The sequence below is a fragment of the Pseudomonas sp. C5pp genome (assembly GCF_000814065.1).
Taxonomy (GTDB): Bacteria; Pseudomonadota; Gammaproteobacteria; order Pseudomonadales; family Pseudomonadaceae; genus Aquipseudomonas; species Aquipseudomonas asiatica.
Map to the genome: position 1 here is coordinate 38,057 of NZ_JWLN01000023.1, position 14,555 is coordinate 52,611.

At 55.2% G+C, this 14,555-nt stretch carries 15 protein-coding genes; 5 read left to right on the top strand and 10 right to left on the bottom strand.

Going from position 1 to position 14,555, the window contains the following annotated elements; translation table 11 throughout:
* Positions 1–73 precede the first annotated feature (73 nt).
* The 6 genes from RR51_RS18665 to RR51_RS18700 all read right to left on the bottom strand — a co-directional run bounded on the left by RR51_RS18665 (position 74) and on the right by RR51_RS18700 (position 6,136).
* Positions 74–328, bottom strand: coding sequence for a hypothetical protein (locus RR51_RS18665; protein WP_023662165.1), 255 nt, complete (start codon positions 326–328; stop codon positions 74–76).
* Between the two features lie 115 nt (positions 329–443).
* Entirely contained in the window at positions 444–1,841 is a 1,398-nt protein-coding gene (gene dnaB, locus RR51_RS18670) for a replicative DNA helicase (protein ID WP_004575970.1), read from the bottom strand.
* A gap of 58 nt (positions 1,842–1,899) precedes the next feature.
* Entirely contained in the window at positions 1,900–3,429 is a 1,530-nt protein-coding gene (dnaB, locus tag RR51_RS18675) for a replicative DNA helicase (RefSeq protein ID WP_039614364.1), read from the bottom strand.
* A 163-nt stretch (positions 3,430–3,592) separates the two neighbouring features.
* Entirely contained in the window at positions 3,593–3,847 is a 255-nt protein-coding gene (locus tag RR51_RS18680) for a hypothetical protein (RefSeq protein ID WP_039614365.1), read from the bottom strand.
* A gap of 228 nt (positions 3,848–4,075) precedes the next feature.
* Positions 4,076–4,606 carry a hypothetical protein gene (locus tag RR51_RS18685; protein ID WP_039614366.1) on the bottom strand — a complete coding sequence of 177 codons (531 nt, stop codon included), beginning with the start codon at positions 4,604–4,606 and terminating at the stop codon, positions 4,076–4,078.
* A gap of 1,230 nt (positions 4,607–5,836) precedes the next feature.
* Entirely contained in the window at positions 5,837–6,136 is a 300-nt protein-coding gene (locus RR51_RS18700; protein ID WP_177328672.1) for a hypothetical protein, read from the bottom strand.
* Positions 6,137–6,281: 145 nt separating this feature from the next.
* Between RR51_RS18700 and RR51_RS18705 the strand changes: the two genes are divergently transcribed.
* Positions 6,282–6,683: a hypothetical protein gene (locus RR51_RS18705; RefSeq protein ID WP_039614367.1), complete on the top strand. Its 402-nt coding sequence runs from the start codon at positions 6,282–6,284 to the stop codon at positions 6,681–6,683.
* A 148-nt stretch (positions 6,684–6,831) separates the two neighbouring features.
* Here RR51_RS18705 and RR51_RS18710 read toward each other — a convergent pair whose 3' ends face one another.
* On the bottom strand, positions 6,832–7,599 hold the full coding sequence (locus RR51_RS18710; RefSeq protein WP_039614368.1) for a hypothetical protein: 768 nt from the start codon (positions 7,597–7,599) through the stop codon (positions 6,832–6,834).
* Between the two features lie 365 nt (positions 7,600–7,964).
* On the opposite strand from RR51_RS18710, the gene RR51_RS18715 reads away from it, so the two are divergent.
* A complete protein-coding gene (locus RR51_RS18715; protein ID WP_039614369.1) occupies positions 7,965–9,317 on the top strand; it encodes a hypothetical protein in 1,353 nt (450 codons plus the stop codon).
* A 299-nt stretch (positions 9,318–9,616) separates the two neighbouring features.
* Positions 9,617–10,876: a hypothetical protein gene (locus tag RR51_RS18720; RefSeq protein WP_039614370.1), complete on the top strand. Its 1,260-nt coding sequence runs from the start codon at positions 9,617–9,619 to the stop codon at positions 10,874–10,876.
* 56 nt (positions 10,877–10,932) lie between these two features.
* Here the strand turns inward: RR51_RS18720 and RR51_RS18725 are convergent, their stop codons facing one another.
* Positions 10,933–11,175 (bottom strand): hypothetical protein, encoded by a 243-nt coding sequence (locus RR51_RS18725; protein ID WP_039614371.1) that lies wholly within the window; start codon positions 11,173–11,175, stop codon positions 10,933–10,935.
* Positions 11,176–11,476: 301 nt separating this feature from the next.
* Here RR51_RS18725 and RR51_RS18730 point away from each other — a divergent pair, with 301 nt between their 5' ends.
* Together RR51_RS18730 and RR51_RS31280 are read left to right on the top strand one after the other, a co-directional pair.
* Positions 11,477–12,496, top strand: coding sequence for a hypothetical protein (locus RR51_RS18730; protein WP_023662180.1), 1,020 nt, complete (start codon positions 11,477–11,479; stop codon positions 12,494–12,496).
* On the top strand, positions 12,484–13,260 hold the full coding sequence (locus RR51_RS31280; RefSeq protein ID WP_039614372.1) for a hypothetical protein: 777 nt from the start codon (positions 12,484–12,486) through the stop codon (positions 13,258–13,260). Before RR51_RS18730 ends, RR51_RS31280 begins: the two co-directional genes overlap by 13 nt.
* 84 nt (positions 13,261–13,344) lie before the next feature.
* Here the strand turns inward: RR51_RS31280 and RR51_RS18740 are convergent, their stop codons facing one another.
* Both RR51_RS18740 and RR51_RS18745 read right to left on the bottom strand, forming a co-directional pair.
* The gene (locus RR51_RS18740) at positions 13,345–13,827 is read right to left on the bottom strand and encodes a hypothetical protein (RefSeq protein ID WP_223817442.1); all 483 of its coding nucleotides are present in this window, start codon (positions 13,825–13,827) and stop codon (positions 13,345–13,347) included.
* Positions 13,828–14,100: 273 nt separating this feature from the next.
* A complete protein-coding gene (locus RR51_RS18745) occupies positions 14,101–14,553 on the bottom strand; it encodes a hypothetical protein (protein WP_023662183.1) in 453 nt (150 codons plus the stop codon).
* Positions 14,554–14,555: the final 2 nt, after the last annotated feature.

Sequence of the window (14,555 nt, forward strand, 5' to 3'; positions counted from 1 at the left end):
AACCGGAAAAGCCCCTGAACATCAGTCAGCCGGGGTTTTCCTTTGATCAAGACCAGGACCAGCAACCGCGGCCTCACTGGCGAGAGGCCAGTTTAGCAGCCCGGGCGGCGGGCGATGGAGTTTCCTTGATTAGGCGGGCAAGGAAGGCGGTGTAACTGGCCTGTTCGTTGATGTGCATGATGCAAGCGAGGAAATCTTTGCGCTTGCGCTCAAGCCAATGCTCGGCCTTGTCGGCGCCCTCAATGGGCAGGCGTTGGGCGAACAGGGTGTAGTCGTTTAGGGCGACCTGTTGTGGCCAGGTGAGTTCGGATACGGGCAGCTGATTCATGTTGGCATCTCCAGGAGGATGTAGGCTTCGTATCCTGGAGATGCTCAACACCGAGCATGAAATCTGCTCTGCATAACGACATCCCAATCCTACCGGCGCAGGCTATCGCCACTCACTACTCATCATCGTCGAAGTTGTACATGCCCGGCGCGAGATTCTCGAAGCGGGTGTACTTGCCAATGAACGCCAGGCGCACGAAGCCGATGGGGCCGTTACGCTGCTTGCCGATGATGATTTCCGCCACACCCTTGTGCTCGGTCTCGGGGTGATACACCTCATCCCGGTACACGAACATGATCACGTCGGCGTCCTGCTCGATCGCACCGGACTCACGCAAGTCGGAGTTCACTGGGCGCTTGTTCGGCCGCTGCTCCAGGGAGCGGTTCAGCTGCGACAAGGCGATCACTGGGCAGTTGAATTCCTTGGCCAGGGCCTTGAGGGAACGGGAGATCTCGGAAATCTCATTGGTCCGGTTGTCGCCGGCGGAGCCCGGGATCTGCATCAACTGCAGGTAGTCGACCATGATCATGCCAATCTCACCGTGCTCGCGGGCCAGGCGCCGGGTCCGTGCACGCATCTCCGAGGGACTGATACCGGCGGTGTCGTCGATGAACAGTTTGCGGTTGTTGAGCAGATTCACCGCCGAGGTCAATCGCGGCCAGTCATCGTCATCCAGCTGGCCGGAACGCACCTTGGTTTGGTCGATGCGGCCGAGCGATGACAGCATACGCATGATCAGCGATTCACCTGGCATTTCGAGGGAGAACACGAGCACCGCTTTCTCGGACCGCAGCACAGCGTTTTCCACCAGGTTCATGGCGAAGGTAGTCTTACCCATCGACGGCCGGCCGGCCACGATGATGAGGTCGGCCGCCTGCAGGCCGCTGGTCTTCTCGTCCAGATCGGTGAAGCCGGTCGACACGCCGGTGATGTCGCTGTCAGAGTTGAATAGCGTGTCGATGCGATCGATGGCCATCGTCAGGAGGTCTTTGACACCAACCGGCCCGCCGGTTTTTGGCCGGGCTTCAGCAATCTGGAAAATCTGCCGTTCGGCCTCGTCGAGGATCTCCGAAGCGTTCCTGCCTTCAGGGTTGAAGGCACTGTCTGCGATGTCCGTGCTGATGCTGATCAGCTGGCGCAGGGTCGCCCGCTCCCTGATGATCGCAGCATAGGCTTTGATGTTGGCCACCGAAGGGGTGTTCTTGGCCAGCTCTGCCAGATAGGCCAGCCCGCCAACCTGGCTGCTCAGCCCTTCCTTGTCCAGGCGCTCATGCAGCGTGACGATATCGAATGGCTCGTTCAGGTCCGCCAGCTTGTGAATGGCGCGGAAAATAAGCCGGTGATCGTGCCGGTAGAAATCGCCGTCGGAGACCTGATCGAGCACGCGCTCCCAGGCATTGTTATCGAGCATGAGACCACCGAGCACGGATTGCTCTGCCTCGATAGAGTGCGGTGGCACCTTCAGCGAGGAAGTCTGTAGGTCGAGCTGCTCTGAAGCGTAGTCTTCGTTCATGTGGGCATCTTGTTCAGTAAGTTGAGGGCGCTTGCGAGTGGAGAGGCGTCAGCGGGCTTTATGGCGGCTTTCTCGCGCCTTTTCGGCGCCGCCCCCTACCCTTGCTCTCGACTTTGTTCGCCGCCCCTTCTGCGAGCTTCTGGACGGGCATGCGGCCAAGGCGTGGGTTAGGGTCAATCCTCTCTACCCCCATCTCTTGTTCAGTGAAGTCGTGCGTACCCGGCTCCAAATTAACGAAGCGTGTGTATCGACCCTCGAAACCAAGCCGGACGAAACCGGTCGGGCCTTCTCGCTGCTTGCCGATGATGATCTCTGCGGTACCAGCAAAACGGGAGTCGGGGTTGTACACCTCATCTCGATACACAAACATGATCACGTCTGCGTCTTGCTCGATAGCGCCGGACTCGCGCAGGTCGGAATTCACAGGTCGCTTGTCCTTGCGCTGTTCCACCGAGCGATTGAGCTGCGAGAGTGCAATCACGGGGCAATCAAATTCCTTGGCCAAAGCCTTGAGTGACCTGGAGATGGCCGAAATCTCGTTGGTCCGATTGAGACCGCCGTATCCGGGGATCTGCATCAGCTGCAGGTAGTCCACCATGATCAGTCCTATCTCGCCGTGCACACGTCGAAGTCTCCGCGTGCGGCTACGCATCTCCGATGGGCTCAGCGCCGGCGTGTCGTCAATGAAGAAGCGATCGTTTTTGTTGAGCGCGTTGGCAGCCTTGGTCAGCTTGGTCCAGTCCTCGTTCAACAGCTTCCCGGATCGGACTCGCGACTGGTCAATGCTACCCATCGAGGAGAGCATGCGCGTTAGCAGTGCATCGCCTGGCATCTCCATGGAGTAGACCACGACCACTTTATCCGACCGCAGAACGGCCTCTTCCACAATGTTCATGGCAAAAGTGGTTTTGCCCATGGATGGCCGGCCGGCCACGATGACCAGGTCAGCAGGACGCAACAGGCTCAGTTTGCTATCGAGGTCGACGAAACCTGTCGATAGGCCCAAGGACTCAAGCCCTGACTCATGGGCGGTTTCGATCTTCTCGACGGCCTTTCTGAGCAGGGTTTCGATGCCAACCGGACCGCCCTCCTTCGGCCGTTGACCGGCCACAGACAGCATTTTCGCTTCGGCATCATGCACCAGATCTTCCACGGAGCGACCGGCTGGGGAGTTGGCGCTCTGCTCGATCTCCTCGCACACACCGATGATCTTCCGGAACTGCGAACGCTCGCTGACTACGCGGGCAAAGGAGGCGATGTTGGCGACGGACGGGGTGTTATCGGAAAGCTCTTTCAGATAGGCCAAGCCACCTGCATTCGAGAGCTCACCTGCACGTTCCAAGGCCTCCTGTACCGTGACGACATCAAGCGCCCGGCCCTCTTCAAGCAACCTGGCAATAGCCTTGAAAATGAGCCTGTGGTCAGAGCGGAAGAAGTCAGATTCGACGACCAGGTCAGAGACTCGAACCCAAGCACGCGGGTCATTCAGCAATCCCCCTAGAATGGCCTGCTCGGCTTCAACAGAATGCGGCAGCTCCCGGCTCGGGGTCTGTTCGTATTCAGCCGCTAGATGGAAATGGTCTTTCAAGCCTCAGGCCTTACTAATGGAAATGCTGGGGGTGGACCGGGCCGACAGCTGCGAGCAGTACCTCATAGAGGCTCTGGTGCGAGCTGACAGCTGGGTTTCGGGCACGATGTTCGTTGTTTGGGTGCCATGAACGCAACTACCTTGCGCTGGGTGGCCATTCTGGTTAGAACTTGACCTCAATCAACTCAGCCCGCCCACTGCGGGTCTGAAAGTCGCAAAGGCCCAACTGAACCACCCGTGGCTGCCGATGAGCGATGCAAGTAGCGACCTGGGCGCGGAATGCTTTGAGCTCAAGCGGCAGCAGTGAACGGCCAGTAGCGGCCTGGATCTTGTCGCCGAACTCCTGCAACGCGGCCTTCAGACCAGCACCATCGAAGGTCTGGTCTACGGGTTCGGCATTCGTTGTTGGGTTCAACATTGAAAATCTCCAGAGAGGGACTCGGGGCTACTGCGGCTGAACTCACATCCTTAGCGGCGTGATACAACCGAAAAAATCGTAACACGTACCTATAATCATGAAAGCCGTATCGAATGTCAATTCAATGCCTAAAGCCAGAAAACAACTCATAATTTACTGATTTTCTATTATTCCTGCGAAACCATCAGGTCGGCCGGACACCCCGGAATACAGAGCACGGGGTAAGCCCTAAAGCTCTTCCGCCAGCTCAGTATCGAGCTCTTTCGTCTGATTGCTTTGCAGCGCCTGGATGGCAGTTGTACCGCCGGCTTCATTCTCGGAGGTGGATGCTGCAGGAACAACCCAATTGTATTGGTGCCCATCGAGCAGCCGTGATGTCACCTTATTCCATAGACTAGAGCGCCAGCGCAAGATCAGGTACTCCTCAACTTCCTTGCGACCTAATGGAATTGCGCAGAAGGACAGTTCGTAGTTACTCGAATACGCTTTGACTAGACCCTCTTTGTCGCTGGCGTCAATATTGAAGCGCACACAAGTGCCCTTCGCAAATGAGTGGTTTTTAAACGAGGTAAGGTCGCCCATTCGGGCGCGTAGTGCCGATGTCTCACCGACGTATCGTGCAATACCGGCCTCCCAGATCACGTAAACCCCAGCGTCACTTGTGATGTCATTTTTCCAGTCATGTTTACCGGCCAAAATTCGCCGCGGGGCAGCGATGAGCGTGGCTTCGTAGTGGCGCAATTTCTCCTGGACGTTCATGTAACCTAAATTCCTCGGTCTTGCTTAATGGAGCTATCGGTCTCTTGATTTCACTGATTGGGCATTACTATTTAAATTTTACTCAGCGAATATCGTAACACGCCTTGCTATCCTGGGATGCAATGCACGCTTTCCTGTATGCGCCCTGAGCTTGAATACTCACGTTATCGCCCTTAGCCCCCCGAGACTGCCCCTTCAAGCTGATACCAGCCATCAGTTGTTTCCAGGGTCGTAATGGTCGAGAAAGCAGAGTCATGCAGCACAAGAGACTTCACCTCTCCAGCAGGCCGCGTAACTTTCTCCGGAGCGTAATGGTAGACAGCCCATATAACCAAGGCCAACAACAGTAGCACTATAGGTACGGTGATAAGATGATCCCTAACTGTCGGATCAAGAGCTTTCCATTTTTCGACAAGCATAGGAAATTTACCATATTCCTAAATATGATTTCGGTTTATGAGCAGCCCCAGAAATCAGCTCATTTTAATTTCATTTCGACTCCGCTGCTGCCGCCACTTCCGAAATGCAGCGAATGAATCACACACCAGTCCATGCCAAATCAGGCCCATAATTGTCAGTACAAAATAGTCTCGCGGCCCACCCAGGACCGCACGACTTTGAGCGTCCAATAGCTCAAGAGGAGTGAATAATTTGCCAACCAAGGAGACTAGCAGGGCAACCAGCACTAAAACCGCTGCTGAGCGCAATAAGCTGAGAATCGTGAATACAACTATCATTGCGAGCGCTTTGAGTGTGTGGATTGTGAAAAACCGAGGTCGCTCACAAACTCCGAGCCAGTTTGTCTTCCAGCCAGAATCACCATTCTTGAATTTTCGTTTCATCTCGATTCGACCTGTACTGATTACTGGGACTGGACGGACGGTGAACGCGAGATTGCCGGACCGGTATGCGGAGCACCGTCAGCTTGCTCCTGGGAAGCCTCCTCATCCTCGCGTTGAGCATCACAGCGCTCGTGGACATCTACGCAAGCGCCGCCGCAAGGTGCTGCCCGTTTCTTCTTGAAGCCGAACCCATGCCCTGTAGCCAGGTGTACAAACGGCAGTGCCGCCCAGTACCCAACCACAAAGGAAGCGGCCTTAGCGGTAAGGCCTGGCAATTGATATGCGAACGACGAAGCGAGAAACGCGAGAAGGCAGACGGCGCCCACCACATAGTTGCGCCGAATCTGAATTTTGGAGGTCCGCCGGCAGGCCGCGGTTTTGGAGCTACTCATTGTGCCGTTCCCTCGAACGCCGCTGCCTGGCGCTCAACTAATGCACAGCGCTCCTTGACCCAATCCAGATCCCTGACCCGGATGTCTTGCGCACTCCGATTGGCATCCACCAGGAGCCGAGTCGCGCATTTGGAATCACGGGCCGCCGCCTGAATTTCCTCGCTCGTCGCCGAGGAAAAACTGGTCCTCAGATTGTTCAACCCAAGGCCCTTATAAGCCAACGGCCCGCCGACCAGGGCCAGCAAAGCTACCCCCCAAAAAACCGCACGTCTGCGGGTGTGTTTTGCTGAAGTCACCATTGATCTCCCGACATGGTTTGCATGGCGAGAAAATAACATATAACGCGTACAGATAAGTCATTTAGTATCGAAAACGAACATCAAGGCCCATTGCCTTACATTTCTACAGCCCTCAGGCCCCTGCATAAGGACACCAAACAGAATGAAATGGGACGATTTGGACAAGCGACAGCAATGGTGGGTTACAGGCTTTATGGCCTTAAAGCTGTGGAATCAGTGGCTCCTTGTGGCTATCTGCGCACTGGTCACGTCAGCTGTGTTCTTTTACCCGATGCTTCAGATCCGTGAGCTGTACGGGAACACCGCGTCAGCCATTTTCTACGCCGCAACCTATTTCCTCAGCGCCAAGCACATTGGCTTTTGGATCATCAATCCTATCTGCGGGCTCGTCAGCCTCAACAAAATCCAGCGATCGTATGGCCCCCTCACCCGCCGGCAGGTCCAGGAATGGTTCGTCGAGTGGTGTTACACGCCGATCGACCTCTACGATGGGTCGGCACTGGACATTGCGCAGTTCGCCCGGGCAAACGGCGAAGGTAAGTAAAACCGTATCATCTGCTCGGCCTAGTCCCAGCCTGTAAGTCGAGGCCGAGCGTCATTGAAGCCATTGCCCCTCAAGTAGCTGCCAGGCCTAGCCTAGGCCCTAGACCTCAACTTCACGGCGCAACCGCCCTGTGTCGAAGGTGACGGGCTCAATCATCGTCCTTGGCAAGGCCGTACTCACTAAGTGCAGGCCCAGGCCCACCACCAATGTCGTAGAGCTCCTCCGGCGTATAGAGGCTGTCATTGCCCTCAAACAGCTCATCACCACCACGATTTCCAGCTCCAGCGCCCGACTTCGATCTGCGGCACCACACTGCGACATCTCGAATGAAGAAGCCCGCGGAGATGACTGCGAAAGCAAAGAATGTGAGCAGGACGCCCTTCGTCACGAGGATCAAGGCACCGGCTCCAAGGAACGCCAGCACCCCCTTCTGAATAGAGTGATCTGGGTCGCGGAGATGGCTCAGGCTGCAGCCGAAAGACAGCATCACCAGGGCCGCAGCAATCGCCACGCCTACATCCGCTTCTGCACTACTATCGATGGTTCCCCAGATACCCGCTGCCACAGGCCCTACAATCGCGGCCAGATGGCGCACCACGGCCAGCGGGGTGCGACGAATCCAATCCTCAATAGCCCAGAGGGTACGAGTTGAAGGCTTCATTTGAGGTGCCCGAACCAGGTCGGCCAATCGGTCCACTGCGGTCACCATGTTGCGTCTCGCAGATTGACTCACCACCGGCATGGCAGCGAGATCCTGGATGACCTGCACACAACGCTTGAACTCTGGGGTTACCCGCTTGAGTGAGGCTGCGTTGAAGTAGGCCAGGTCAATGCTGCCTGCGTAAAAACCAAGGTAACCAGCAATCAGAGCCTCGGCTCGCGCTACTTCTCGCTCAACAATTTTATACTGATTCATCGCTCATCCTTTCGAGTGCCGTCACTTCCTAGTATTACAACCATTCAGGGGATTCCTACGCCGCTTTGTGCTCTGGGGGAGCCACCGCCATCCAGCAATCAAGCCCAAAACGGCTCACATACCCCTCTCGGAGAAGTGCGAGGCGCCACCGCAGGGGAACACTTCTACCCATCAAGTATAGATACGCCAGTAGAATCTATAAATTTAAAATATTAAATCGCGCCCGTGAGTGGATAGGCATAGCTAAGTGACCGGATCTTAGAGAAGTTGCAGAATCCAATTATTGGTGTAACATAAACCGAAATTCATGAGCTGAAACTTTACTGCTCAAGCCGAAAATATTTCAGTGCCATCCAGAGGCTGACATGCTCACTCATCATTTCACCATAGTTCAGCATAAATATCTTTTTGTGAGCGAAGAGCGTGAAGCGTTCTGGGTAAGTGAAGGCCTAAACCCTTCAGAAGCAGAAGGCCTTGCATTGATTCCAGTAATTGCGCTGACGCTGAATGTTCCGGGCCTTGACCTCTATCACCAGAGGTTCTTCAAACACAATGATAAAATCTCGATAGCTAATTTTCTATACGAAGCTTGGGCATCAAACCCTTTCCTCAAAGGCATTCCAGACCAATTATGCATTGACGAAGAGCTACTGAGTGTCGTTCCCCTGAAGGGCATCCTTCAGCTAATTGATCCTGATGGCCAACTCAAGGAAATTGTGACCGATACTGACGCCACTTTCGGCGCTAGCAAGGTTCAGGCGCACGAGCAATCAATAATTTACTGGGAGGATTTCGAACTATTGAGAAAGCCAGCGTCAGTAGAGTCCCTACTGAACATTATTGGCAAGATGGTTTCTGAACGCCAAGGCATCCTTGTAGAATCCTCCCCTCATGACAAAAGCAGAGATCATCTACTTGAAAAACACTTGGCGATATCACCCTCATTACCATCAATCTCTTTAAGCCCAGACGAATATTTTCGTCTTGATACCGACTGGGTAACCAAAGAAAGCTGGCAGGTACCCATGCCGGCCATAGGCAAAGCGTACTGCTATAGCGAGGAAAATGACGATCATCGCTGGATACATTGGCTGTTCCTCCAGGACGAAGATGAGGAGCCAAATGACGTTGACCAATATAAACTTATTGACGAAACCAGACATTATTGGTCTCCCGAAACTGAGGGCTTAATTGCCACGCTAAACGCTTTGGCGTACCCCATCGTAGAGTATTTGCCTGAGCACATTTCAAGTCGGGCACTTAGGTCATTCATGAAGGGGCGGGTACCCCTATCGAAAATCATGACCAAAGACCTCCTGCACTTAGTTAAATCACTACCAATTGTCATTTATCCAAAGACAGTTGAGGAGTGCACAGCCGCCTTCGGATGTATAACTCGCCATGGGCACTGCAAGTATATTTTCGAGCTAACAGGAGGTGAACACTCAAGCCATAAATTCCGGTTTTTTGCCGGCAATGCACCTACTACAGGAATTTTTTTGATAGTAATCCAGGTTGGCAGCATGGCTGATGGGCCAATGCTGAAGAGCGCGCTTTTCTGTAAAGAGGATGACCTTGACATTGGTCACGCGGGATTCGCGGCGCTGTCTTATTGGGTTGAGAGACTGCCTGAGTTCAACATAAAAGGTATCTGCACCCTAATTTTAGATATGGTTGAAAAAATGCTGCACGCCTCGATGGATGGCCTTAAGAACTGACTCTAATAGCTACATAAACTAGCATGTGAGTGGCGGGCACGGATCTCGGCGTGGAAGCGACACCCCAATGACCCGCCTCGCGTACGTGCCCCAGCAGAAAATGCGCCAGTGGAATGCCGGGGTGTGCCTATGCGTGGCGTCCCCGGTTGCGTCTCTCAGATCGCCGAAGGCCCACCGTCGCGGCCCATTGCTCTTCACTCTCCAACCGCTTCCCCTTAAAGTGGCCGCTCAACTGCGTTAAGAGGCAGGTGCCACGGTGCGCATCGGTTGTACGCAGAACTCCATCATTTGGAAACGCAATGGATCACAACCCCTACAGTGCGCAGTACGAAGCTGCTGTCGCCGCCCTTGCCGCGGCTGAAGTGGGCTTGCGGGAGCAGTACGAACTCTACGGCCACTTGTCTCGCTTTGATGAAGCTCAGGCCAAGTTGGCGCTCAAAAATGCCGAGGTGAAACTAGAGGAGCTCGAACGGGAGAGTTCCGAATTGGGTGGATTAACCCTGATCGATCGTGCCACAGTCCACGAGGCAGTCTATCGTGCGCACCGCTCGTTGCTCGGGCAAGCATTCGACGCTGTAACGGGGCGGGTTCCTCCCCCCCAAAAAATGTCCGAGGCAGAGGAAGCCAAGCTAGCCGAGAAAGCTGCACGGTTGGATGCATTGATTTGCGAAAATGGAGAGATAGCCACCCAGCAGCATCTGGTACAGAGGCTTCGATACGATGTTCAGTTCCACTCTACCCTGGACTGGCTCGAAACCGATTCCGACTACGCCACCTACAGTTCGCAGATCGCAAGACTGCAGCCAGCCGTTGAAAGTCTTGCAGCCAAAATTGCCAGGTTTGAAGAGCATATTCGTGTGCCGCAGGCACAGTGCCTCAAATATCGCGAGCGTCTGATTGTGGCCAAGGAGAAGCTGGCCCAAGCGATCATTTTCCGAGATGACCACCGAAACGCACCACCACGGTCAGAGGAGGCCGCGAAAGTTAAGGGGGCTTGTAGTAACTATTTCGGAACAGATGACATTGCCCAGGTCGTCAGGCACAAAACCAGCGATGTTGAGGACCTTGAGCGTGAGCTCGCAAAATGGGAGCAGCGAATGGCGTCGCTCCGGCAGCGCGATAGTCGGGTCATCGAGCGGCTGATCATTGACGGGAGCAACCTATGCAATCGTGGCCGGGGCAAGAATCAACAGTTCATCGGACTGAACGCTTTGAGTGCACTCGTTCCGGCACTGCTTTCAAACTGGCCTGGCAGTGAGATCATTCTGGTCTTTGACCCAGGCATCACGAGAAAGCTTCAGGTTTCGTGGGAGGACATTCAACGCACCTTCCCAGCGTCAGTAGAGACGTACCGCGTCGGCAGAGGCCGCAGCGCCGATGAAATGATCATCGAATTGGCATATTCCCCGAACGCTTACATCATCAGCAACGATCGTTTCGGGGAGTTCAGCAATCGACCTGCCATCAAGGAAAACAGAGTCTTTGGCCATGACATTACCAAGGCAAACATCTTGGTGAATGAGCTGTGGATCTCGGTGGAATATTGCTCTCCAGGCTGAGGCGGGTAGGCCTCCCCGCCCTCCATGCCACCCTACGAGCCGGTCAGAACGAAGCCCTAGAAGCCCCGACAGTTCGACATGCTGGAGTGTTCGACCAAAAGCCTGTCAACCGCCGTGGCCAGGTCGAACTCAGCTCGCTGTAGCGCCAGAAACAATTCTGCGCTGGTAGCCGTCTCATCGTGCGCATACTTCAAGTGTTCCGCACGTGCGTCCCTGAAGCGCTCGATCGCGTCAAGGGTGTTCTGATCCAGGTGCAAGCTGAGAGGCAGCTTCAGATCGCTGGTGGTTGGTATAGCCATTTTCCTGTCCATTGCTCGGTAAAAACCAGACCTTCCCCTGCTGAGTCATTGGTGTCGATCAGACGGCTCCGTCACGGCTGTAGGAAAAGTCAGCAGGCCAAGCCATGGCGGCTGAAACGCCCAGTATGCGCTTCACACTGTGCAGTGCGCAGCGCATACTGAGATGCGCGCTGCATCAGTTGCAGCATAGGCAGAATGGAATCCTTTTAACCCCCATAAACACTGGCTTGTAAACCACTTTTTTGACTTGTAAACCTCTGTGGTTTACAGTGAAAAAAAGTGGTTAACACGGAGCCAGGATATGCCGAATTTACAAGACGAAGCTAAGGCCTACATCGAGTCCGTTCTAGGTGTGACAGCGCACCTGACGCCGGTGCCACTCCGGGTCCCCTACACCATCCGGGATAGCTACAAGACCTACGAATTGAGCATGCCGATGGGGAAAAGCTCGGCGCTCAATATGATGCTGCTGGTCTCGCGTGATGAGGTTGCTTATCCGGGCATCGTGAAGCTGCAGAAGCACATCGAGCTCGTGCACAAGGCCACCAAACAGGTGGTCGTCTACGTCTGCAGATCATTGTCGGTTCAAGACCGCCGCAGCCTGATCACGCATCAGGTCAACTTCATCCAGCCCAGCTTTCAGATGTTCATACCAGAAATGGCGCTGGACCTGCGCGAAAGCTTCCGCCTGCGTCGAGAGCAAAGCGAGGTGGCCGCCCTCCTCCCGGCAGCCCAAGCCATGCTGCTCTCATGCCTGTATGCCGGCAAAACCGACGAAGCCTATTTTACGACGAACGCCCTCCTGGGCGGTCTCAATTACAGCCGGGTAACACTCTCGAAGGCGGTGGAACAGCTGACCTCCCTTGAGGTGATCACCCCTGCAAAGAGCGACCTTCACTGGAAGACCTACGCCTTCAACGGGACACCAGCTGAGGTGTTCCGAAAGGCCAAGCAATACCTACGGTCCCCCGTCAGAAAGAGAGTTGGCATAACCCGCAACACTCTCCCCATGGCGCCCGGTGTGTGTCTCGCCGGGGAAACTGCCCTGGCCAAATACACGATGCTGGCGGAGCCTAAACAGGCCGTGTGGGGAATGACCAAGAAAGTGTTCAACGACATGCTGGCGCTTGATGCGTTCAAAGTCATAGATTCGTTGGACGGGATCGAGGAGTGGGTGGAGATCTGGACGTATCCGTCGCTCACCGAAAGACACTACATAGCAGATGCGGCATCGCTGTATCTGAGCTTGGATGAAAACCCTGACGAACGCATTCAGATTGCGTTGGATGAACTCAAGGAGCAAGTCAATTGGTTAGCGTAATAGGCCTGGATGTCTTCGGCAAACACTTCCATGATTTTCGTGATAGCTACGTCCTGATCGGAGGCGTTGCCTCAGCTCTCGCAATGGAGGACGCGGGCGAGGATTTCAGGGTCACTAAGGACCTGGACGTTGTCTTGGTAATCGAAGCACTGAATGCCGACTTTGTTGCAAGGTTCTGGGCGTTCATAAAAAGTGGCGGTTACGAGATCAAGCAGAGAGGCGGCGAGCGTCCAGAACCCATTTTCTATCGGTTCCAAAAACCTACAGATCCCTCCTACCCCGTCATGATCGAACTATTCTCGCGGGCGCCGGAAGGCCTGGAGCACGAAGAGAACGCGACGCTGACCCCCATCCCAACAGACGAATCGGTTTCGAGCTTAAGCGCCATTTTGCTGAACGAGGACTATTACCAGTTCCTACTGTCCGGCCGCCAGCAGGGTGAGGAGCTGACCTATATCGGCGCCGATCGCCTTATCCCCTTCAAGGCTAAAGCCTGGCTCGACTTGTCTCAGCGCAAAGAAAACGGTGAAGGCGGGGCAGACAGTAAGGACATCAGAAAGCACCGGAACGATGTCCTGGCCCTGACCAGTCTGCTGACCGGCGAAGTGATCGAGCTGCCCGAAAGCATCACCGCGGACATGCAGCTGTTCCTAGACCGCCTGGCTACCGAGGATCTCGACTTCAAAGCACTCAAGATCCAGGGTGACCTCCCGACCATTGTCGGCCGTATTGCAGAGTCCTTCGGCCTTCAGGTGACCGCTTAAAGCGAATCGCCCCGCACAATTCGCGCTCGACGTTCAAGTCGGGCGCCATTGCCCTCCCCTAGTTCGATCAATCCGTGATCCTCATTACTTCACGGAAACGGATTCGGTCACCACGAACGAGACCACACCGCCCAACGCAACGCCGTCCAGGCCTTGCTTCCCATCTTTGTCGACCACATAGCCTTTCAGCTCTCGCTGCTCAACTCCGTCGCACGACAGTGTGGCGGTCGCAGCCACATGCTTCTTCATGCTGTTGTTCCATTCGAGGGGGATGCCCAGAGCGCAGTCGCCGCCGGCCAGGACCTGAGAAAAATCATAATCCACCTTGCCAGCCCCACCTGCGCGGTACTCGGTCGGCAGAACAGTGCCAAGCGCAGGATCACCGAGGTGATAGAGTTTTGCGTAGATGACAGCGCCCATTGGGATGGTCACGTTGATCTTTTTGTCATTGCACCCTGCCAGCGACAGAGCGATACAACCGTACACGGCAAGATTTCGAAGTGGTGACATACTTTTTCCAGTTTGAGAATGGGTGTCAAAAGTCAGCAGTGCTAAGCCAGCGGCCATGCGATTCCGCTAACAGTTCAGTTGCCAGCGGCCCTTGGGCCAGGTCTTGTCGACGTGAGCCATGGCCGCTTCCTTGGTTTTGAAGCGCCGGCGCATCACCTGATCGGGATGGCCTGGGTCACTTCGATCACCTGTTATGTACGGCGCCCAAGCCAGCCAATAAGCCGCCTCGGGCTGGTCGTCTGCGCCGTGCGGTTGCGCGACACCGGCCAAGTCACTGCGAGTCCAACTACTGGGGCGAAACTCGCGCCATTGGGGCTCGGTCACGGGCATTTAATCCGGCTCGACCGGGTGCGGATCTGGTTGGAACTGGGCGACGTAGCCAAGCACGGCCGCGACCCGCCGGCCGGTCGCGCTCCCCTTGTCGGTGCACTCGCGGTAGGCTTGGCCACTCTGGACTATTTCCTTAAGCAGCTCGGCGGCCTTGTCCAGGTGCTGCTCGGTTTCGTTGGTGTGCTCGATAAGCTGTTGGTAAGCCTTTTGCGACTCACCATGGCGCCGGTCCATGGCCTGGACGATTTCGAGCAAGCGGTCTGTGCCGATTTCGTCGGTATCACCCAAGCAGAGCCGGTCGCCCTCATCCTGGGTGCATTGGCAGTCGTCGGTCAGCACTTCCGAACTACCGACCCAACCGCAAAGCTTGCACTCGACGGTGTAGTAGTTTCCCACCAGTGGTTCCTGGCCGATGCAGACCGGCATGCGTACCATCTTCTCAACGGTTCTCATCG